The following is a 22,767-nucleotide window of genomic DNA, read 5'->3' as shown; positions in this document are numbered from 1 at the left end:
CATACCCATCCCAAAGACAGGTATTAAAAAAGCAATCGCCGACAACACACTGAAATTATAAAATTTTTGGAAAATTTCCAAAATATCACGATCAGGCAAGAGATTTTACCATCCCTTAGAATCTATTTGAAAAAAACAGGCTGAATAACATCCTGAAATTATAAAGGTTTTTTGTGAAGCTTTTTCCAAAAAGCTTCAGAAGACGCCGCCTTTTTGAAAAAAGACGGCACCCAAAAACTTTTCCTGTTCCTTATCAATGATTTGTTTTCAAACAGTCTCCCAAGCAATCATGCCGGAAGACCTTCACGCAGCGCTATTCCGCCTGCGCCATCGGCAGGTTGGGCGTCCCATGCTGCCCCGGTCCCATCACCCATGGCCGTGCGCCACGCACCTGCCGGTCGGAACGTACCACCACCCCGTGATGGGACGTAAGATACAACGCCTGCGCACCGGATCTCCATAATGTCAGATAATCGACAGGCGTCACGTCAGTACACGCCCCCTGCCCCACGGCGCGCAATGCACCGGACAGTATCACAACGCCATCCATCCCGGCGCAGGATGCCGCCGCCGTGCCATCGCGCAAACGCATCATGATACGATGCCCCCCACGCGCCAGCACGCACATGCCCGCCTGACAGGTCAGACGCCCATCCGGCGTGGTCATGTCATCGTCCACGATGACGACGCGACGGTCCAGCACACGCACCCAGTCGCGCAAAACGAAGCTGTCCACATGCCCCTTTGGCCCGACCAGCAGCCGGGGGCCATCCACCACCGCCAGCATCCGTCCCTGTGCCGGGATGATGACATCGGGCGCGCGCACCATCCATGGCGTCATCATGGCGATGGCGATCGGCATGACGCCGCATATCCGCCAGGTCGGACGCGTCCACAGACATAACCAGCACAGACCCGCGAAATATAGTCCCAGTCCCCACATGGGCATCTGTGGCACACCCACATGCGCGCCCGGCCATGCCGCAACGTGATGCGCCAGCCAGATGACCACCGCATTGCCCCATCCCATCGGCACCAGCGCCAGCGCATCAAGGCCCACAGGCATCAGCACCAGCGCCCCCATCGCACACGGCATGATCCACAGCGCCGCCAGCGGGACCGCAATCAGGTTGGCCAGCACGAACCATGCGCCGACATCCGCAAAATGTGCCATGCCAACCGGCAGGCAGGCCAATCCGGCAAGGAGACTGGCCAAAGACAGATGCCCCACCCGCCCGATCATGCGCTGCCATGCATATTCCCCGTCGCGCAGCAGGCGCAGCGGCACCGCGCAGACCTCGAACCCCGCCACCAGCGCCATGACAGCCGCCGCCGACATCTGCATCGGCAGTTCAAGCATCTCCCCCGGTTCCAGCAGCAGCATGCCCCCCATCGCCAGCGCAAGGGAACGCAGGGAAAGCACACGCCGTCCCGTCAGGATCGCCAGCGTCGCCACGGCCGCCATCACAAGGCCGCGCTGCGCCGGCAGGTGCGCACCCGTCAGCAGCACATAACCACATCCCAGCACCAGCCCCGCCACCGCCGCGACCTGCCTGCACGGCCACCAAAGTGATGCGCGTTCCGAAAGCGCCAGAACGAAGCGCACGACCGCAATGCCCAGCCCCATGACGATCCCGATATGCAGTCCCGCCACAGCCAGCAGGTGCGCCAGCCCCGAATCCGCGAAATCAGCACGCGTCCGTGCCGAAAGCCCGCCCGATCCCCCCGTCAGCAGCGTCACGGCCATCGCGCCACGCTGATCCGGCAGGACATCCATGACCCGTTGCGCAATACGCGCCCGTACCCGCCCCAGCCAGACGGACCACGTCCCCGCCGTACCGGCGGTCATCACGGCAACATCCAGCGCACGGGCCGATCCGCCGATCCCCGCGAACCAGGCCCGTCGCTGCGCATCATACCCACCGGGCAGGTCCGGCGGCATTGGCGGGCGTAACAGTGCCCGCACCGTGATCCACATCCCTGGCGACAGCGTCTGCATGTCCCCATCACGCAGGCGCAGGCGGATCATGCGGCGCATCGGCGGCATGCCGATATCAATGCCATCAAGCAGGCGCACATGCGCAAGGTCCACACGACGGCGCGTCCCGCCATCCGGTGCGGCCACGTCCTCCACCGCGATGATCTGCCCCCGCATATGGGTGGCGCGATGCGGCAGGTCGGGAAATGGTGCCGCATGGTGCGCGGCCACCCATGCGGCAAGGAACCCGCATACGGCGGCACATGACAGGCCCGCGCCAAGACGCACACGCAGCAGATCGCCACGCCAGCGCACAAGCCCCGCCCCGAGCAGCGCGACCATGGCAAGGAACATGACCCACCCCATGCCGGGTTCGCACGACAAGGTGAAATAGGCCGCATTCCCCCCAGCCATCGCCACCGGCAGCCACAGCGCCAGCCGCCCGCGCTGCATCCACAGCCGCGCCGCCAGATCCGTTGCAAACCGCGCATACAGGCGTCGCACACGCGACCACAGACGCGGCCACCGGGGATGAAGCCAGAAGGCAGGCCACAAGGCAGACCACCGGGCAAACCACCGGGCAAGCGACAGGGAAAGCCGTGGGGAAAGCCACCGGCAAGGCCATCGGGACGACCATCGTGCATGCCATCGGGCGTGAGGAATGGGGGGCTCCGTCAGGTTAGGGCAGATCCTGTTTGAATGCGTGCCTTCAAACAGGTGAAGATGCTCGTAAAAACAATAAACCGAAGCATTTTCACCGAACCGGTTTTCGGTGGAAATGCTCTGGCGCAATGAAGGATGATGATTCGGGTATATACCATGACCACCACAGGAAGCATCGGCACCCCCTGACGGCGATATTGGCATGCACCGACACACCTGCCCCCTGTTGGCAGGGGCCAACACATGCTAAGGAGCCGTTTCATGACTGTCCGTACACGCTTCGCCCCCAGCCCCACCGGCCTGCTGCATATCGGCAATGCCCGTGCCGCCCTGTTCAACTTCCTCTATGCCCGCCACCATGGCGGGAAATTCCTCCTTCGCGTGGAGGATACGGACCGCGAACGCTCCACCCAGAAGGCGGTGGATGTGCTGTTCGACGGTCTGGCATGGATGGGAATCCAGTCGGACGAGGAACCGGTGTTCCAGTCCACGCGCCAGGAACGCCACGCGCAGGTCGCGCATGAACTGCTGGAACGCGGGTTGGCCTATCGCTGTTACTGCACGGCCGAAGAACTCAAGGAAATGCGTGAAACCGCGATGGCGGAGGGACGCCCCCCCCGCTATAACGGCATGTGGCGCGACCGTGACCCCGCCGACGCGCCGAAAGACACCCCCCATACCGTGCGCATCAAGGCCCCGCGTGAGGGGGAGACGGTCCTGCACGACCTTGTGCAGGGCGAAGTGCGCGTCGCCAACGCCGAAATGGATGACATGATCATCCTGCGCGCCGACGGCACCCCCGTCTATCAGCTTGCGGTGGTGGTCGATGACCATGACATGGACATCACACATGTCATCCGTGGCGATGACCACCTGACCAATACCTTCCGCCAGGCAATGATCTATCGCGCGATGGGCTGGGACCTGCCGAAGTTCGCGCACCTGCCGCTTATCCACGGCCCCGACGGCGCCAAGCTGTCGAAACGCCATGGCGCGCAGTCGGTGGTGGAGTTCCGGGAGATGGGATATCTGCCCGAAGCCCTGAACAACTACCTCCTGCGCCTTGGCTGGGGGCATGGCGATGCGGAAATCCTGTCGCGGGAGGAACAGATCAGGCTGTTCGACCTCGACGGGGTGGGACGTTCCCCCTCGCGCATGGATTACGCCAAGCTGCTGCATATCAACGGCGTGTGGATGCGCCAGGCGGATGATGCACGCCTGACCGATGACGTGATGGACCGCCTGTCGCAGATGGACGGCGTGTCCACGGACGAGGCGATGCGCGCGCGCGTGCTGCGCCTGATGCCCGGCCTGAAGGAACGGGCCAAGACGCTGGTTGAACTCGCGGACAGTGCGGCGTTCCTTGGCCGCTCCATCCCGCTGTCGTTCGATGCCAAGGCGCAGAAGCTGCTGACCCCCGAAAACCGCGCGATGCTTGCACGGCTTGGCGCGGCCCTTGGCGCACTTGCACCGTTCGACGGGCCGGGGATCGACGCAACCCTGCGGCAGTTCGCCGAGGAAAACGAACTCAAGCTCGGCAAGGTGGCGCAACCGCTGCGCGCGGCGGTCACGGGGTCGAGCATGTCGCCCGGCATTGACGACACGCTGCTCGCACTGGGCCGTGACGAAGTCCTTGCCCGTATCAAGGCTGTTGCCGATGAATGAACGCGCGCCCCATCCCCCTGCCCCACCGCGCGCGACGGGGGGGCAGTTCTTTCGCACCTCCCCCCGCCACCTGTTGGGGGTACAGGGCATGCACCCGACACGCATCACCCCGATCCTCGACCTTGCAGACAGCTATACGCTGCTGAACCGTTCGCGAAAGACGCCGCGCGACCTGCTGCGTGGCCGCACGGTCATCAACCTGTTTTTCGAGGACAGCACCCGCACCCGCACGTCCTTTGAACTGGCGGGCAAGCGGCTGGGCGCGGATGTGGTGAACATGTCGGTGGCTAATTCGTCGGTGAACAAGGGCGAAACGCTGCTGGACACGGCCGCGACGCTGAATGCGATGCATACCGACCTGCTGGTGGTGCGCCATTCGCAATCCGGCGCCCCCGCCCTGCTGGCGCAGAAGGTGGAGGCCAGTGTCGTCAACGCGGGCGATGGCACGCATGAACATCCCACGCAGGCCCTTCTCGACGCGCTGACGATCCGTCGCCATTTTGGCGGCCTGCATGGCCTGACGGTCGCGATCTGCGGCGATATCAGCCACAGCCGCGTGGCACGGTCGAACATTCACCTGCTGACGGCCATGGGCTGCACGGTGCGCGTGGTCGGGCCGCCAACACTGGTGCCCGGCGCGATCGCCGCACTGGGCGTCAGTATCCATTACACGATGGAAGAGGGCCTGCGCGACGCGGATGTGGTCATGATGCTGCGGGTGCAGCGCGAACGCATGAAGGGTGGCCAGGTGCCCAGCCCGCGTGAATATTTCCGGTATTTCGGGCTTGATAACAAACGTCTGGCCCTGGCACGGCCCGGCGCGCTGGTGATGCATCCCGGCCCGATGAACCGGGGCGTGGAAATCGACAGCCGCGTCGCCGATTCCGAACAGAGCGTGATTCGCGAACAGGTGGAAATGGGGGTGGCGGTGCGCATGGCCGTGCTCGACCTCCTCTCCCGCGGGGAGGACACGCGATGAGCGCGACCGTCTTTGAAAATGTGCGCCTGATTGACCCGGCGAGCGGTCTGGACCGCCCGGGACGCCTGCTGGTGCGTGATGGTATGATCGCGGGCGTGGACCTGCCACAGGCCGAGGGCACGCCAGAGGGCGCGGCCATCGTACGTGGCGACGGACGCATGGTACTGTGCCCCGGGCTGGTGGACATGCGTGTCACCATCGGGGAACCGGGATTCGAATATCGCGAAACCGTGGCCTCGGCGGCACGCGCGGCGGTCGCGGGCGGGATCACGACCATCGCGGTGCTGCCCAACTGCCTCCCCACCATCGACGACCCGGCGCTGGTGCGTCTGTTGCGCACGCGTGGCGAGGAAACCGGCATGATCGGTATCCTGCCCTATGGTGCGCTGACACGCGGGTGCGCTGGCAGCGAAATGGCGGAAATCGGCCTGCTGAACGAAGCCGGTGCGGTGGCCTTTACCGATGGTATCCGCGCGATTGGCGATACGCGCCTGATGCGGCAGTTGCTGACCTATTCCCGCGCATTCGGCGCGATGGTCGTGCAACACCCGGAGGACCCGTCGCTGGCGCGGGGCGGGTGCGCCACCGATGGCGAACTTGCCACGCGCCTTGGCCTGCCGGGCATCCCCCCCGCGGCAGAGGCAATCCTGATCGCACGTGACCTGCGCCTTGCACGCATGACGGGTGGCCGACTGCATTTCGGCCATGTCTCCACCGCGGAAGGGCTGGACCTGATCCGGCAGGCAAAGGCGGACGGGCTGCGTGTTACCTGTGACACAGCGCCCCCTTATTTCGACCTGAACGAAACGGTGATCGGTGATTTCCGCACCTATGCCAAGCTTTCGCCCCCCCTGCGGGCGGAGGCCGACCGACGCGCGGTCTGCGCGGCCCTGACGGATGGCACGATTGACGCCATCGCATCGGACCACGCGCCATGCGATGCGGACGACAAGCGCCAGCCCTTTGCCGTTGCCGCGGCAGGGGGAACCGGCCTTGCCACATTGCTGTCGGTAACGCTGGCGCAGGTGCATGCGGGCAACCTGACGCTGTCTGATGCGCTGGGGCTGCTGACGCATCGCCCTGCCGCCCTGCTGCGCAGCAAGGCGGGGACGCTGGCGACGGGCGCACCTGCCGACCTGTGCCTGTTCGATGCCGAACGCGCATGGAAGGTGGAGGCCGGGGAACTGCCCGGCAAGGCACAGAACACCCCCTTTGACGGTCGCGCGCTGGAGGGACGGGTACTGGCGACATGGAAGGCCGGGCGACAGGTCTTTGGCCTGGATGCGTCATGATCTACGGCATTCCATCCTATGACCTCCCGCTCATGGCGGCGGTGGGGTTCCTGTCCTACCTGATCGGCAGCATTCCCTTCGGGCTGGTGCTGACGGCGCTGTCGGGCGGGGGCGACATCCGCAAGATCGGGTCGGGCAATATCGGCGCAACCAATGTCCTGCGCACCGGGAACAAGAAACTGGCGGCGGGGACACTTGCCCTTGACGGGACCAAGGGGGCATTCGCGGTCTTTTGCGCATTCGTGCTGTGCCCGTTCCATACCGAAGCGGCCGAAGCGCTGGCGGCGGCATGCGCCGTGGCGGGCCACTGCTTCCCCGTGTGGCTGAAATTCCGTGGCGGCAAGGGGGTTGCGACGGGCCTGGGCGCGATGATCGCCCTGTCACCTGCCATCGGTCTGTGCTGCTGCGCCATGTGGCTGATCTTCGCACGGGCGACGCGCATCTCCTCCGCCGGGGCGCTGGTGGCATTCGCGACCCTGCCGCTTGTCATGATCTGGCCAGGGCACGTGCCTTTCTCTTCCCCGCTCTATCTGGCGGGCGTGCTGATCGCTGCACTGATCATTGCACGGCACCATACCAACATCACCCGCATCTTTCGCGGGACCGAACCCCGGATCGGGCAGGCCCGCACGACAGGCCGGGACGGCACATGACCACGCCGGACCATGCCCGCGTGGCCGCCTGCCTGCGGCTTGCACGGACACGGGGCATCGGTCCGGTTTCCTACCATCGCCTGATCCGCAAATATGGCGATGCGGGCGCAGCACTCGACATGCTGCTTCGCGGGCCGGAGGCGGGGCACGTACCGCCCTTGGGCGAGATCGCGCGCGAAATGGACCGCACGGCGGCCATTGGCGGACATATCCTCATTCATGGTGACGCGGACTATCCCCCCGCCCTTGCGATGGTGGCCGACGCACCGCCCGTCCTGTCGGTCATGGGGGATGTGACGCTGCTGCGGGGGCGTATCGTCGGCGTGGTGGGCGCACGCAATGCCTCCGCCGGGGGGATGCGCATCGCACAGAGCCTTGCGACCATGCTGGCGGGGGCGGGTGTGACCGTCATGTCGGGCCTGGCACGCGGGATCGACGCCGCCGCGCATCGCGGCGCGTTGCCCGCACGGCGCACGGTGGCGGCCATCGCAGGTGGCCTCGACTGCCCCTATCCCCCGGAACATGGCCGCCTGCACGATGAAATCGCCCAACAGGGCGCACTGATTACCGAGGCCCCGCCCGGCACCATGCCCCAGGCGCGGCATTTCCCGCGTCGCAACCGCCTGATCGCGGGAATCAGCCTTGGCTGCGTGGTGATCGAGGCGGCCATGCGTTCAGGCAGCCTCATCACCGCGCGCATGGCGCTCGACTATGACAGGATCGTGTTCGCGGTGCCCGGCTCGCCGCTCGACCCGCGTTGCAACGGCAGCAATGACCTGTTGCGCCAGGGCGCCATATTGACGGAGAATGAACGCGACATCCTGCGTGAACTGCCATCGGGGCCTGTGCCGCCGCCTCTTTTCACACCTGCGCCGGACCCGGTTCCAAGGGGGGTGGAAATGGCGGAAAACATGCCTTCTTCCCCCCGTATGGATGGGCATGGAGCCCATGCGGCGGTGCTGGAGCTACTGTCTTTTGCACCATCGAGTGTTGACGATCTTGTACGGCGCTGCCAGTTCTCGACGGCAACCGTCCTTACGGTACTGTCGGAAATGGAGATGTCGGGCCTGATCGACATCCTTGCGGGGGATATGGTCGTCCTGTCTTCCGCCCCCCCGGCATGACCACGGACAACCGATGGATTGAAACGCGTGATCCGGAGACACAATGACTGACGTCGTGGTGGTCGAATCGCCAGCCAAGGCGAAAACGATCAATAAGTATCTGGGTGACAACTATACCGTTCTCGCCTCCTTCGGGCATGTACGCGACCTTCCCCCAAAGGATGGCAGCGTACGTCCCGACGAAGGTTTCGCCATGATCTGGGAAGCCGATGAACGCGGCGCCAAGCAGATGGCGGCGATCGCACGCGCGCTGCGCGGGGCGCGGCACCTGTATCTGGCGACTGACCCGGATCGTGAGGGGGAAGCCATCTCGTGGCATGTCCGCTCCATGCTGGAGGAGAAGAACCTCCTCAAGGGCGTGGACGTGCAGCGCGTGACCTTTAACGAAATCACGAAAAGCGCCATCCAGACCGCCATGGCGCATCCGCGCGACCTCGATTTTCCGCTGATCGAGGCCTATCTGGCGCGCCGTGCGCTCGACTACCTCGTCGGTTTCACACTGTCGCCGGTGTTGTGGCGCAAACTGCCGGGTTCACGCAGCGCGGGGCGCGTGCAATCCGTCGCCCTGCGCCTGATCTGTGAGCGCGAGGCCGAGATCGAGGTCTTCCGCCCGCGTGAATACTGGTCCATTGCCGCCCTTTTCTCCACGCCGAAAGGGGCGGCCTTCACCGCGCGGCTGACGCATCTTGATGGCGCGAAGCTTGACCAGTTCGACCTGAATGACGAAGCCTCCGCCATGGCCGCCAAGGCCAGGGTCGAGGCTGGAAGCTTCAGCGTCGGTGCGGTGGAACGGCGCAAGGTCAAACGCAACCCGCCCCCGCCCTTCACCACGTCAACCATGCAGCAGGAAGCATCGCGCAAGCTGGGCATGGGCGCGCAGGTCGCGATGCGCACGGCGCAGCAGCTTTACGAAGGCATAGATATCGGCGGCGAGACGGTCGGTCTTATCACCTATATGCGAACCGATGGCGTGCAGATGGCGGGAGAGGCCATCGGCGCGATCCGTTCTCATATCGGCACGACGTTCGGTGCCGAATACGTGCCCGAAAAAGCCCGCGTTTATGCCACCAAGGCCAAGAACGCACAGGAAGCGCATGAAGCCATCCGCCCCACGGACGTGCGCCGCAGCCCCGCGGACATGGCGCGTTACCTGAATGCAGACCAGAAGCGGCTGTATGACCTGATCTGGAAACGCTCCGTCGCCAGCCAGATGCAGTCGGCGGAACTCGACCAGGTGGCGGTTGACCTGCACGATGCGCACGCACGCTGCACCCTGCGCGCCACGGGGTCGATGATCGCATTCGACGGGTTCCTGCGCCTCTATAGCGAAGGGCGCGACGACAGCGCGACCAAGTCCGAGGACGATTCGGACCAGGACCGCATGCTCCCGGCCATGAGCGAGGGCGACGCCCTCAGGCGTGGGGAGGTCACGGCGGACCAGCACTTCACCCAGCCGCCGCCGCGCTATTCCGAGGCCTCGCTGGTGAAGAAGATGGAGGAAATCGGCATTGGCCGTCCCTCCACCTATGCCTCCATCCTGACGGTGCTGCGCGACCGCAACTATGTCCGTCTGGAAAGCCGCCGCTTCATCCCCGAGGATCGCGGGCGGCTGGTGACGGCATTCCTGACCTCGTTTTTCGAACGTTATGTCGATACGCAGTTCACGGCCGGGCTGGAGGAACAGCTTGACGACATTTCCGGCGGGCGGGCGAACTGGCGCGATGTGATGTCGGCATTCTGGACCGACTTCTCCCACGCCGTGGACCAGACCAAGGACCTCAAGATCTCCGACGTCATCAGCGCGCTGGATGCGGATCTTGCGCCCTATTTCTTTCCCCCGCGTGACGATGGGGGCGACCCGCGCGTCTGCACCGCATGCGGCACCGGGCGGCTGGGGCTGAAACTGGGACGGTATGGCGCGTTCATCGGCTGTTCCAATTACCCCACATGCCAGTACACCCGCCGCCTTGTGGTGGACCCCAAGGAGGCGGAAGACGCGGATTCGCTGAAGGAAGGGATGCGCGTTCTGGGCAATGCGCCGGACGGTGGCCCCGAAGTTACCGTGCGGCGCGGGCCGTGGGGTCTTTATGTGCAGCTTGGCGAACCTGATCCCGAGGACAAGAAGGCCAAGCCCAAGCGCGCGACCATCCCGCGTGGGATCGAGGGGGACAAGATCACGCTGGAACAGGCGGTTGGTCTTCTGTCGCTGCCGCGCATCGTGGGCATGCACCCCGAAACAGGCGAACCGATCGAGGCAGGATTGGGCCGGTTTGGCCCGTATGTGAAGATGGGCGCCGTGTACGGTTCGCTTGACAAGGATGACGACGTCCTGACGGTGGGGCTGAACCGCGCGGTCGATGCGTTGGCGAAAAAGCTGGCCTCCATCCGCACCATTGGTCCGCACCCCAAGGACGGGGAACCGGTCATGGTGCGCAAGGGCCGCTTTGGCCCCTATGCCCAGCACGGGCAGATCGTCGCCACCCTGCCGCGCGGGCAGGACATGAATGACGTCACCATGGACGAGGCGCTGGCCCTGCTGGCGGAAAAGGGCAAGCCCCTGAAGCCCAAGGGCAAGGCCACAAAGGCGAAGGCCGCCCCGCGCAAGGCCCGGACGACCAAGGCGAAGGCGGCGGATGCGGATGCCGACGCCCCCGCCGATGGGGACGCCCCGGCGAAACCCGCCCGCAAGACCACCGCGAAAAAGGCCACAACCACGAAGAAGGCAGCCCCGAAGAAAGCGGCGACCCCGCGTACCCGCAAGGCCACGACCACCAAGGCCACATCGGACAAGGCCGACTGACGATGCGTCAGCCGCGCCCGTCCGACACGGCGCCGGACGGGCCAGCCGCCCCCATGACCGACCAGCCGGTGCCTGGCAGCCAGGGACGGAATAGTCAGGGACGGATGCCCGACCGCGAGAGCATGAGGCAGTTCATCGCCGGTGCGACCGGTCGCGTGGGCAAGCGTGAAATCGCACGCGCCTTTGGCCTCGGGCCAGAGCATAAGGCCGCGATCCGCGACATGCTGCGTGATCTGGCACTTGAGGGAACGGTCGTGCCAGCCGGGGCAAAACGCTTCCGTGTGTCCGACCGCCTGCCGGAATCGGCGGTGGTGCAGGTCACGGGCACCGACCCCGATGGCGATCCCATCGCCCGTCCCGTGGCATGGGCACATGAAGGGGCCGCGCCCGTCATTTTCATGCATGCCGAACTTCGTGGCCGTCCCGCGCTGGCGCCGGGACAACGCGTGGTCGCACGGCTGAAGAAGATCGGGCCGGGAAAGTATGAGGGGCGGACACTGCGCCGTCTGGATGATGCGCCGGCACAGGTTGTGGGGCTGTATCGGGCAACGCCGCCCGATGATCCCGACACCGCACGCACGCCCCTGCGGTACCGCGAGGCCGGGCGCCTGATCCCCGCCGACCGCCGCGCCCGCGCGCAATGGAGCATCCCGGCCGGCGAGGCCATGGACACCCCCGATAACGAGATCGTCGTGGCGACCCCCCTGCCACAATCCGGCCCCGGCCTGCATCCGGCCCGCATCATCGAACGGATCGGCCCAGCCGACAGCGCACGCACCATCAGCCTGATGTGTGCCTGCGCCCACGACATCCCCCACATCTTCCCCGCCACATGCACGCACGAAGCCGACGCCGCGCGCGCCGTGCCGGTCACGGGGCGTACCGACCTGCGCGATGTGCCGCTTGTCACCATCGACGGGGCGGATGCACGCGATTTTGATGATGCGATCTATGCCGAGCCTGAGGGTACGGGATTCCGCCTGATCGTCGCGATTGCCGATGTGGCATGGTATGTCCGGCCCGGCAGCGCGCTGGATCAGGAGGCCCGGCGGCGCGGCAATTCCGTCTATTTCCCCGACCGCGTCATTCCCATGTTGCCAGAAGCCCTGTCGAATGGCTGGTGCTCCCTGCGACCGGGGGAGGACCGGGGCTGCCTGTTCGTGGAGCTTCATGTCGATGCCGGGGGCACAACCACGGCGCAGCGCTTTGGCCGGGGCCTGATGCGCAGTGCCGCGCGCCTGACCTATGAACAGGCCCAGGCCGAATCCGAAGGCCATGGCGACAGCATGACAGCAGCCCTGCCCGAAGGGATGGTCGGTTGCCTGTTCGCGGCATGGCGGGTTCTGGCCGCCGCCCGCGCACGACGCGGCACGCTTGACCTCGACCTTGCCGAACGCAGGGTCGTGCTGGATTCCCTGGGCCAGGTGGAGACGATTGGCCCGCGCCTACGCCTCGACAGTCATCGCGTGGTGGAAGAATTCATGATTGCGGCCAATGTCGCCGCCGCGCGGGAACTGGAAAACCGTCATTATCCATGCCTTTATCGCATTCATGCCCCTCCCACGCCCGAAAAGCTCGAATCCCTGCGCGCGGCTCTCGCCACGCTCGACATACGTCTGCCTGCGGCTGGCATGATCGGGGCATCCGACCTTGAGGGCGTGTTGCGTGCCGCGCAGGAACAGCCTTATGCGCCACTGGTCAATGAACTGATCCTGCGCGCGCAGAACCAGGCGGAATACAGTCCCGACCCGGTCGGGCATTTCGGCCTGACGCTGACGTCGTATGCCCATTTCACCAGCCCGATCCGCCGCTATGCCGACCTGGTCACGCATCGTGCGCTGATTGATGCAACCGGGCTGGAACGTGGCGGCCCCGACCATGGGCGCACGGCGCTGGGCCAACTGGAGGAAATCGGGAGGGCGGTCACATCCACCGAACGCCGCGCCGCCGCCGCCGAACGCGACGCCATCGAACGCTATGCCGCGTCATGGCTGTCGGGACGGGTGGGCACGGTCATGGCGGGACGGGTCACCGGGCTGTCGCGCTTTGGCGTGTTCGTGACGCTGGATTCCACCGGCACGACGGGCCTGCTGCCGCATGGGGCGCTGCCGGTTGACCAGTGGCACCATGATGAGATCACGCAGACACTTTCAGGACGCCATGGCGGGATCACCTTCCGGCTGGGACAGGAAATCGCGCTGCGTCTGGATGAGGCGTCGCCCCTGACCGGGGCGCTGGTGTTCGCGATGCCTGATACGGTCGCGGGACAGGACATGGCGTCGCCACGCACACGCAGGCGACGCGGATGAAACGCCGTTCGCTGTTGCCCCCCCTCCTGCCGCCCCTATGCGCGATGGTGTCCGTCACGATCCTGCGCACGCCGCCATCATCACCGTCATCGCCCACGCGGGAGGGGATGCCACGTGGGCTGCGCATGATCCTGCAGGTGCCGCGCGATACGTTCCTGATGATCCTTGTCGTTGCCCGCCTGACGGGTGCGGCCTATGCCGATGACGCCCTGGTTTCCCCCGCGCCTGATCCCCCACCCCACCCCACACCGGTGCAGGCCAGTGACGCCAGCCCGACGCAGGACCATTTCGACCCGACTCTGACCTCTTCCGTGCTGCGCGCCAGCCTGTCCTTCCTGCTGCCCCGCACGCTCGACATCCATACCGTGCGTGATTTTGGCCTGTGGGGCCTGAATGGGCTGAGCGCGATCGACCCGTCGCTGACGGTGGAGGAACAGCATGACATGCTGCACCTGTCGGTGGCGCAGCATACGGTCCTTGCGCTGGCGACTCCCGCTGCGGACGACCTTGCGGGCTGGACCGACGCGATCACCCGGATGATGGAAACCGCGTGGGAACGTTCCGCCGACATGCGCGCCACCGGGCAGGATGGCATGTTGCAGGGGTTCTTTGACGAACTGTTCAACCATCTTGACCCCTATTCACGCTATGTCGCGCCGGACGCGGCGGTTTCGGACCGTGGCATCCGCACCGGCGGCACCGCCAGTGCGGGCCTGACGCTGGGTCTGGACCATCACGCCATCATCATCACGGCGGTCAATGCGAACGGCCCGTCATGGCCGACCGCGCTTTCGGCGGGGCAGGTCATCTATGCCGTCAATGGCCGTTCAACACAGGATCGCACGGTGGAGGCGGTTTCAACATGGCTGCAGGGACCACCGGGCAGCCTTGTGCGCCTGCTGGTGGGGGCGCCGGGACGACGCCGCACCACGGTTTCGGTGCGGCGGGAATCCGTCCCCCCGGAAACCGTCTTCGCCTATACCAGCGGTCATCACGTTGTCCTGCACATCACAGCATTTTCCGCCAATACCGCCGAGGAGATGAGCCAGTACCTCGACGAGGCGATGAATATCGCGCATCTGAGTGGCCTTATCCTCGACCTGCGCGGCAATCGCGGCGGCGTGCTGCAACAGGCGGTGACGACATCCGCGCTGATGCTCGATCACGGGGTCGCGGCGATCACGCAGGGGCGCGACCCACAGGCAAACCATGTCTGGGCGGTGCAGGGCGGCGACATGACCAATGGCCTGCCGATCGTCATCCTGGTTGATGGCCGTACCGCCAGTGCGGCCGAAATCCTTGCCGCCGCGCTGGCGGACCAGAAACGCGCGGTGGTCGTTGGCAGTGCGACACTGGGCAAGGGGCTGGTACAGACGATCGGGCAGATGCCCAATGGCGCGGAACTGTTCGTGACGTGGAGTCGCGTCCTCGCCCCGCTGGGCTGGCCGCTACAGGGGCTTGGCGTCATGCCGCAGATCTGCTCCAGCCTGGGTGAAGCCAACCTTGAACGCCAGCTTCAGGACCTTGCCGCAGGCAATGCCGAAAGTGCCACATGGGTGCGTGCCTCGCGCCTTGCGCGTTATCCGCTGGAAGTGTCACGCACGCTTGCGATCCGCAAATCCTGCCCGGCTGCGATCGGGACGGATAATGATCTTGATGCCGCGCATTCACTTCTGGATAACCCGGAGGAATATCGCGCGGCGCTGGCGACCATTCCCGATGATCCTGCCGCGCCGCCTGCCCACGCGGAGTAGGGGCCACAATATATTGTGTTATTCCTGCATGCCTCCCTTTGTATTTATGCAAAACTGGAACAGTCATGATGGATGAGGAACCCCGGCTGAAGACCTCGATATGGGTCAGCGCGGTCCTGCGGCAGGCCAATCTGGCGGGGAATCCCGCCGTTGTGCTTCATCGTGGCGATGCGGATGCCGGTGGCGTGATGGTGGTGTTGCGCGACCGTCACGACGCGATGTCGGTACTGGCCCAGACACGTGCCCCCGATGGACGGCGGGCATGGTTCCGGGCTACAGGAAAGGCGGCCGTGGATCAGGCCGCCGTGGATACGTATGTTGAACGGCAGATGAAACGCGATCCCGATCTGTGGGTTGTGGAATTCGAGACGCCTGATCTGGCGCCACCATTTGAAGCAAGGCTGATATGAAGCGCGTGATCTTGCAAAGGTAAAAAGCGTTATTTGACACGCTGTCATGTGTGACATCTCGCACACAGTTGAAAATGACAGTGGGTCATGCCGCCGAAAGCGGCAGTATGGTCACCGCTTATGGATTGTCAGGGTGCGCATCTTTCCGCAAAAGAATGCACAGACTGACCGCCCAGAGGAACATGGCACGTTCACCCGACCGGGCAACATGTTGGAAATGGCCCGTCGAAGGGAGAAGAAGAGTATGAATCTGCGGTACGGACTGCTTGCAGGGTCTTTATTGGCTGGCTCGGTTACCCTGGGCTCCGTGCTTGTATCGGTTCCGGCATTCGCCCAGCCCGTTCAGGGCCTGTATATGGCGGGTGAAGGCGGTGCCAGCCTGCCGCAGGGACAGGTCGTGCGTCATTCAGACGCACGTGACAAGTACAGCCCAGGCGCGGTCGGAATTGGCAGTATCGGCTATGGTCTGGGCAATGGCTTTCGTGTCGAGCTTGAGGGCCATTTCCGCCATAACAACCTTGAATCCCTCGGCTCGACGGGTGGGAAATACAATGCCCACACAAATGGCCGCCAGGAAGAATCCGGCCTGATGGCCAATGCGCTGTTCGACCTCGACATCGGCAAGAGCTGGCTGTTCCCCTATTTTGGCGCGGGCATCGGCTATGGCTGGCAGAACATGAACGCGCTCATTACCGGCAATTACCAGGGACAGGCCTATAGCCAGCATGTCGGCGGCACCTATGGCAACTTTGCCTATCAGGGGATATTCGGCCTTGCCTTCCCGATTCCATGGGCGGTTGGGCTGTCGGCGACGGCGGAATACCGGTTCTGGACCATGCTGGGGCCGCAGTCGCACCATTCCGTCATTTCCGGCCCTGCCACGGCGGCGCTGAATTCCGATTACGGGTTCCGCAACGGCAACCGCGATACGCGCACGGACTTCAACCACTCCCTGATGCTGGGGCTGCGTTACGAGTTCAATCCCGCCCCGCCGCCGCCACCGCCCGTCAGCGCACCCGCCGCGCCCGCACCGGTGGAAAACCGCACCTATCTGATTTTCTTCGACTGGGATAAAAGCACGTTGACCGAGCGTGCGCGCGCCATTGTCGCCGTTGCGGCGCAGGCATCCACCAGCACCCAGACCACCCGGATCGAGGTCAACGGCTATACCGATACCTCCGCCAGCCATCCGGGTCCGCAGGGCGAACATTACAACCAGGAACTTTCCCTGCGGCGCGCCCAGACCATCAAGGCGGAACTGGTACGTGACGGCGTACCCGGCCCGTCCATCGACATCCATGGCTTTGGGGAGGCCAATCCCCTTGTCCCCACCGGCCCGAACACGCGCGAGGCGCAGAACCGCCGCGTGGAAATCATCCTGCATTGAGGCCTGCCCGGTTACGGCCCGATTTCCGCCGACAGGACAACCGGACATGAAAAAAGGCGGCCCCATTACGGGAGCCGCCTTTTTTCATGTCCGTATCTGAAATCATGAAGATTTTTTCAGGAGCGCCCCCCTGAAAAAACCTTCACAGGAAAATTCATGATCCCGGCATGTTATGTTTTTTCAAAGCCCCCTTCAGACCAGGCCATTGAACAGCGAGGTCGAAAGGTAACGCTCTGCAAAAGATGGGGCGATGGTGACGATTGTCTTGCCTTCGTTTTCTGGCAACCGCGCAAGCTGCATGGCCGCATGCAGCGCCGCCCCGGAAGAAATCCCCACCGGGACACCATCAAGGCGCGCACAACGCCGGGCAGCGGCGATCGATTCCCGTTCTGATACCGTCAGGATACCATCAAGGCTGTGAAGATCGAGCGTATGGGGACAAAAGCCAGGCCCAATTCCCTGAATGCCATGCGGGCCGGGTTCATCACCATTCAGGACGGCGCTTTCGACCGGTTCGACGCCAAAGACCTGCAATCCCTTCTTGCGGGATTTCAGCCCATGGGCAATGCCGCTTGCGGTGCCGCCCGTGCCGACGCCGGCTACGACGATATCCACCTCACCGCGCGTATCAACCCAGATTTCCTCTGCCGTGGTGGCCGCGTGGATGGCGGGATTGGCCGGATTGTCGAACTGACGCGGCATCCATGCGCCCGGCGTGTTCTTCAAGATCGCCTCAGCCCGGGCAATCGCACCCGCCATGCCAAGGCGCGCAGGGGTCAGTTCCAGTTGCGCATCCAAAAGACGCAGCATCTTGCGCCGTTCGACCGAGGCCCCTTCGGGCATGGTGACAATCAGGCGATATCCCCGCGCCGCCGCGACAAACGCCAACGAAATGCCGGTATTGCCCGATGTCGGTTCCACCAGGATGGTCTTGCCCGGTGTGATTTCACCACGCCGTTCGGCGTCCATCACCATCGCCGCGCCAATCCTGTCCTTGACCGAACCAAGGGGATTGAAAAACTCCAGCTTCATCAGAAGGCGGCTTTTCAATTCGTCCTCCCGCATCAGATGGGGCAGTTCCACCAGCGGCGTCCCGCCGACCGTCTCGGTAATCGACCCGTAAACCCTGCCACGCGGCTGGGCAAAGCCGAATGTCATATCCTGCTCGGTCGAATCATTCATATGTCGGGACTCCTGTTGGTCGGATCATCATACAGATCGTGTTCCCTGACATAATCCACTGTCACGATGAACAGAAGCGTGGATCATCCGGGCAATTGCTGATAAATTCACGACAGGCAACTTTGTTTCACAAACAGGACCGTACGATATGCTTCTTCGGTGTGACAGGACCATGATCGCGATACTGATCATGCTTGACGTGGCATTTCATGCGGGGCGCAATGGAACCGTCAGTGCGGCGGACATTGCCGATCGCGCGAATCTGGCGCGCCGTGGGATCGAACCCCTGCTGCAGACGCTGTCACGCTCCGGACTGTTGGAAAGCATCCGTGGCCCGCGTGGGGGCTATCGCCTTGGCCGTCCGCGCCGCGACATCCTGCTGTCCGATATTCTGGAGGTTGTGACGGCGGACGAATCCACCGATGGCGGCCCGACAGGCCAGCTTTTTGAAAAAGTGATCGAACCGTGCTGGAAAGAGCTGGACGACACGGTCGAAAAACGATGTCGCAAGCTGACGCTCGATGACCTTGTGAAACGGGCTGAACATAGCGGCATGCGCCGCCCCCTGCCCGAACCCATTACATTTTCCATCTGAGGGGCCACCTTACAGGCAGGCCCGACGCGATCGCGCCATTACGATGGCACATGTCCCGTCGCCTTTGTAAATATGGACGACATCAGCGGCTTCTGACGGGTTTCGGACGCGTATCCGAATAATTTTCCCCACGACAGGGGCACGCATCCGCAGCAGGCCGCCACGGATGCATGGGATCATGCAGGGACCATGACCCCGGTTATTTTGCCGCGGTGCCGACGCCCGGCGCTTCGACATGGGCCGTGATGTTCAGCGTATCGCGCGGTTCCTTTTCCCCACGGATCAGTTGCACACGGAACGTGTCATTGCCGGCATAGGCAGTGTTCGCCGTATATGTCACATAAGTGTGATCGTTATAGTTGTAGATGAAGGCCTTGCCATGTTCCGGCGCGGGCGACACCCCAAAGGATGCATAGGCATGGCCGTCAGGCTTGCGCACCTCAACCGCGCAATATCCGTCGTCGCTGCGCACCTGCATCGTGGTGGCCTGCGTATCCTTGCCGGTCGATGCCAGCGGGTCCGTATGGCACAGGCCCGACACCTTCATGTAATTGTAGGGGTTGGGGGGGCCGCCGAGATTCACAGCCGGTTTGTTCATACATCCGGCGAGCAGAACGCCCGTCGTCATCATCATTGCAGACAGTCGCAGTCGCACTCGATCAGCTCCGCTCTCTAGTAATCGCATCCATCCGGCATGCCCGTCCGGCCCGAACGCACCCGGCGCGGGACACATGGAGGACAGACTGCCACCGCCCCGCTCTAGAGCAACATGGCCGCAGGTGAAAGACCTATCCTTGATCCACACGAGTCGGTGACTATGACGGCAGGGTATGCACTTTTTTTGTCCGGGGGCATCTCCCCTCCCTTTTGGCCGATATCCGATTAGGGTATAGAGCCTGTCAGCATTTCATTTTTGCCGGTTCATGTGGGGGTCCACGGATCCGGCGACACTCACGCCGCAAGATCTGGAGAACCGTCCTGATGTCTTTGTCCTTTTGGCGCGCCGCGGCCGCTGGCCTCGCTCTTGCCGGCCTTGTCAACTCTGGCCATGCGCTGGCCGCCGGTCCGTGCTCCCCTTCCCCCGCGCACGAGGCATTCGATGTGCAGGGGCTCAAGAGTGAACTGATGGTCACTGCCCTGTCATGTGGCGCACAGGACAAGTACAACAGCTTCGTCACCAAATTCCGCCCCAAGCTGGCGGGCGAGGAAAAGGTCCTGACGGCCTATTTCCGCACCACCTATGGCCGCAGCGCACAGCGCCAGCATGACGATTACATCACGCAGCTTGCAAACGTGCAGTCCGAGCGCGGTCTGAAATCCGGCACCGCCTTCTGCCAGCAGCGCATGTCGATGTTTGACGAGGTGCAGGTCCTCGAAAGTGCTGCCGACCTGTCGAACTATGCACAGGCCAAGGACATCTTGCAGCCCGCGTCCTACCTGACCTGCACGGCGCCCAACCATCCCGCGCCCGCAGCCACGCGCTCCAGCACACGTTCCACACGCCGCACGGTCCGAAGCTGATACGGGCACGCCCGGCAGCCATGGTGTAAACAAGGAAAAAGGCCGGTCCATGTGTCCGGCCTTTTTTGCGTGCATCCCCCCACGCATCGGGCATTATGGCCGCGTGCAGGTGTCTATGTCTTGACATCACACGGTCTGAAAGCACAAAGAACAGTTCATGAACGACGATCTTTTCTCCAAGCCCGCCGCCCAACGCCGGACACAGGCACGCAAATCCCGCGCCCCTGCTGACGCCCCACGGGCCGGGAGCGAAGATTACGACGCCAGTGCGATCGAGGTGCTGGAGGGGCTTGAACCCGTGCGTCGGCGCCCTGGCATGTATATCGGCGGCACGGATGAAACCGCCTATCATCACCTGGCGTCCGAAATCCTTGATAACGCGATGGACGAAGCCGTGGCGGGCCATGCCTCCGTCATCGACGTATCGCTGGAGGCAGGGAACTGGCTGACGATCCGTGATAACGGGCGTGGCATCCCGGTTGACCCGCACCCCAAGTTCCCGCAGCGTTCAGCGCTGGAGGTCATCCTGACGACGCTGCATGCGGGGGGCAAGTTCTCGGGCAAGGCCTATGCCACATCCGGTGGCCTGCATGGCGTAGGATCGTCGGTGGTCAACGCCCTGTCCGCCCGGATGGAGGTGGAGATCGCGCGCGACCGGACAGTGTGGCAGCAGGTTTATGAACGCGGCATCCCTCTTGCCCCGATCGAAGAGGTCGGCCCGACGCAGAACAGGCGCGGCACGCAGATCCGCTTTGTCCCCGACCCGCAGATTTTCGGAAAGCTCCATTTCTCGCCCCTGCGCCTGTACCGCCTGTGCCGGTCCAAGGCATTCCTGTTCCGGGGCGTCACCATCCGCTGGTCATGCGATCCGGCCCTGATAAAGGGCACGGACGTCCCGGCGGAATCCGTCCTGCATTTTCCCGGGGGCCTGGCCGACAGCCTGCGTGACGAACTGGGCAATACCGCACTGCTGACCGACATCTGGGCCGGGGATGCGGACCTGCCGACGGCCGTGGATGGCGAAAGCACCGGACGCATGGAATGGGCCATCGCGTTTGTCGAACGCGGGACGACAGGGCTTTCGTCATACTGCAACACCATCCCGACCCCCAATGGCGGCACACATGAAACCGGCTTTCGCACCGCATTGACCAAGGGGCTGCGCAACTGGGGCGAACAGCGATCCAACAAGCGCGCGGCCACGATCAATGCCGATGACATCATGGGCCTTATCTCTGCCAAGCTGTCGGTCTTTATCCGCGACCCGCAATTCCAGGGCCAGACCAAGGAAAAGCTGACCAGCGGGGAGGCAAGCCGCCTGGTGGAAACGGCGCTGCGCGACCGGTTCGACCACTGGCTGGCGGGCAACCCGCCACAGGCGGATAACCTGCTTGCGGTCGTGATCGAACGCGCCGAAGAACGCCTGCGCCGCAAGGAAATGAAGGACACCCCGCGCAAAAGTGCGACACGCCGCCTGCGCCTGCCGGGGAAGCTTACGGACTGCACCCGTGAAAATGCCGCCGAGACGGAAATCTTCCTTGTGGAGGGGGACTCGGCCGGTGGGTCGGCCAAACAGGCCCGTAATCGCGAGACACAGGCCGTCCTGCCCCTGCGTGGCAAGATCCTGAACGTCGCCAGCGCCTCGGCAGAGAAACTGCGCGCGAACCAGGAACTGCGCGACCTTGTGGAGGCACTTGGCTGTGGCATTGGCGAACATTTCGACGCCAGCCGCCTGCGCTATGGCCGTATCATCATCATGACCGACGCCGACGTGGATGGCGCGCATATCGCGTCACTGCTGATGACGTTCTTCTATCGTGAACTGCCGGCGCTGATCCGTGGTGGGCATCTCTACCTTGCACAACCGCCGCTCTATCGCCTGACGCAGGGGGGCAAGACCGTCTATGCTATGAACGATGGTGATCGTGAACGCAGGCTGAAGCGCGAGTTCAAGCCCAATGCAAAGGTCGAGGTCTCACGCTTCAAGGGGCTTGGCGAAATGCCACCATCGGACCTGAAGCAGACAACCATGGACCCGAAGCACAGGACGCTGCTGAAGGTCGTCACCCCGATCGAAGACAGCAACCTGACACGCGAACGGGTCGAACACCTGATGGGACGCAAGCCTGAGCTGCGTTTCCAGTTCATTCAGGAACATGCCCGGCAGGTGGAAAACCTCGATATCTGAGGGAACAGCCCACCTTCTATTCCCATGCCAAATGGAAGGTAGTCTGGGGAAACTGTTTGCACGAAAACTGAAAAGGACGCCCCACCGATACTATGGTGGTGGCGTCCTTTTTCTTTCTGGACTGTTTGAAAACGCCCCATTGGGAGGACAGGGCGAAAGTCCTTACGCGCGGCTATCCCCCCAAAAAAGCAACGCCTCTGGACACTTTCCAGGACCAGATTTTCCAAAAACGTTCTTTGTTTTCATTGCGTTAATGGCATCACTTTT

16 protein-coding genes are annotated in these 22,767 nt (G+C 63.7%); 13 read left to right on the top strand and 3 right to left on the bottom strand.

Going from position 1 to position 22,767, the window contains the following annotated elements; all coding sequences use genetic code 11:
* Positions 1-313 precede the first annotated feature (313 nt).
* Positions 314-2,482, bottom strand: coding sequence for a ComEC/Rec2 family competence protein (locus IFJ82_RS04570; RefSeq protein ID WP_225578779.1), 2,169 nt, complete (start codon positions 2,480-2,482; stop codon positions 314-316).
* Positions 2,483-2,902: 420 nt separating this feature from the next.
* Between IFJ82_RS04570 and gltX the strand changes: the two genes are divergently transcribed.
* From gltX to IFJ82_RS04520, 10 genes are all read left to right on the top strand, one after another.
* Entirely contained in the window at positions 2,903-4,306 is a 1,404-nt protein-coding gene (gene gltX / locus IFJ82_RS04565; protein ID WP_003622326.1) for a glutamate--tRNA ligase, read from the top strand.
* Between the two features lie 88 nt (positions 4,307-4,394).
* Positions 4,395-5,285 (top strand): aspartate carbamoyltransferase catalytic subunit, encoded by an 891-nt coding sequence (locus IFJ82_RS04560; protein ID WP_231105661.1) that lies wholly within the window; start codon positions 4,395-4,397, stop codon positions 5,283-5,285.
* Complete coding sequence (locus IFJ82_RS04555; protein ID WP_075624545.1) at positions 5,282-6,577, top strand: dihydroorotase; 1,296 nt, start codon at positions 5,282-5,284, stop codon at positions 6,575-6,577. The genes IFJ82_RS04560 and IFJ82_RS04555 overlap by 4 nt, the downstream gene beginning before the upstream one ends.
* Positions 6,574-7,230 (top strand): glycerol-3-phosphate 1-O-acyltransferase PlsY, encoded by a 657-nt coding sequence (gene plsY, locus IFJ82_RS04550; protein WP_003622321.1) that lies wholly within the window; start codon positions 6,574-6,576, stop codon positions 7,228-7,230. Before IFJ82_RS04555 ends, plsY begins: the two co-directional genes overlap by 4 nt.
* Positions 7,227-8,354: a DNA-processing protein DprA gene (dprA, locus tag IFJ82_RS04545; protein ID WP_192265752.1), complete on the top strand. Its 1,128-nt coding sequence runs from the start codon at positions 7,227-7,229 to the stop codon at positions 8,352-8,354. The genes plsY and dprA overlap by 4 nt, the downstream gene beginning before the upstream one ends.
* A 43-nt stretch (positions 8,355-8,397) precedes the next feature.
* Positions 8,398-11,154 (top strand): type I DNA topoisomerase, encoded by a 2,757-nt coding sequence (gene topA, locus IFJ82_RS04540; protein WP_192265746.1) that lies wholly within the window; start codon positions 8,398-8,400, stop codon positions 11,152-11,154.
* Between the two features lie 2 nt (positions 11,155-11,156).
* Positions 11,157-13,463, top strand: a complete 2,307-nt coding sequence (locus IFJ82_RS04535; protein ID WP_408901703.1) for a ribonuclease R family protein — start codon at positions 11,157-11,159, stop codon at positions 13,461-13,463.
* Entirely contained in the window at positions 13,460-15,217 is a 1,758-nt protein-coding gene (locus IFJ82_RS04530; RefSeq protein ID WP_003622313.1) for a S41 family peptidase, read from the top strand. Before IFJ82_RS04535 ends, IFJ82_RS04530 begins: the two co-directional genes overlap by 4 nt.
* A gap of 65 nt (positions 15,218-15,282) precedes the next feature.
* Complete coding sequence (locus IFJ82_RS04525) at positions 15,283-15,627, top strand: DUF1491 family protein (RefSeq protein ID WP_003622312.1); 345 nt, start codon at positions 15,283-15,285, stop codon at positions 15,625-15,627.
* 244 nt (positions 15,628-15,871) lie between these two features.
* Positions 15,872-17,014, top strand: a complete 1,143-nt coding sequence (locus IFJ82_RS04520) for an OmpA family protein (RefSeq protein WP_003622310.1) — start codon at positions 15,872-15,874, stop codon at positions 17,012-17,014.
* 192 nt (positions 17,015-17,206) lie between these two features.
* Here the strand turns inward: IFJ82_RS04520 and cysK are convergent, their stop codons facing one another.
* Positions 17,207-18,196, bottom strand: coding sequence for a cysteine synthase A (gene cysK, locus IFJ82_RS04515; RefSeq protein ID WP_003622308.1), 990 nt, complete (start codon positions 18,194-18,196; stop codon positions 17,207-17,209).
* 148 nt (positions 18,197-18,344) lie between these two features.
* Here cysK and IFJ82_RS04510 point away from each other — a divergent pair, with 148 nt between their 5' ends.
* A complete protein-coding gene (locus tag IFJ82_RS04510; protein WP_040511131.1) occupies positions 18,345-18,791 on the top strand; it encodes an RrF2 family transcriptional regulator in 447 nt (148 codons plus the stop codon).
* Positions 18,792-18,990: 199 nt separating this feature from the next.
* On the opposite strand, the gene IFJ82_RS04505 is transcribed toward IFJ82_RS04510, so the two are convergent.
* Positions 18,991-19,389 carry a hypothetical protein gene (locus tag IFJ82_RS04505; protein WP_225578778.1) on the bottom strand — a complete coding sequence of 133 codons (399 nt, stop codon included), beginning with the start codon at positions 19,387-19,389 and terminating at the stop codon, positions 18,991-18,993.
* Positions 19,390-19,772: 383 nt separating this feature from the next.
* Between IFJ82_RS04505 and IFJ82_RS04500 the strand changes: the two genes are divergently transcribed.
* Both IFJ82_RS04500 and parE read left to right on the top strand, forming a co-directional pair.
* Positions 19,773-20,312, top strand: coding sequence for a hypothetical protein (locus IFJ82_RS04500; RefSeq protein ID WP_003622301.1), 540 nt, complete (start codon positions 19,773-19,775; stop codon positions 20,310-20,312).
* A gap of 157 nt (positions 20,313-20,469) precedes the next feature.
* Entirely contained in the window at positions 20,470-22,500 is a 2,031-nt protein-coding gene (gene parE, locus IFJ82_RS04495) for a DNA topoisomerase IV subunit B (RefSeq protein ID WP_003622299.1), read from the top strand.
* Positions 22,501-22,767: the final 267 nt, after the last annotated feature.

Origin of the sequence: Novacetimonas hansenii (assembly GCF_014843995.1) — a bacterium.
GTDB lineage: Bacteria > Pseudomonadota > Alphaproteobacteria > Acetobacterales > Acetobacteraceae > Novacetimonas > Novacetimonas hansenii.
Note: the sequence above shows the minus strand (reverse complement) of the source record. Positions and strands in the feature narration are given on the sequence as shown.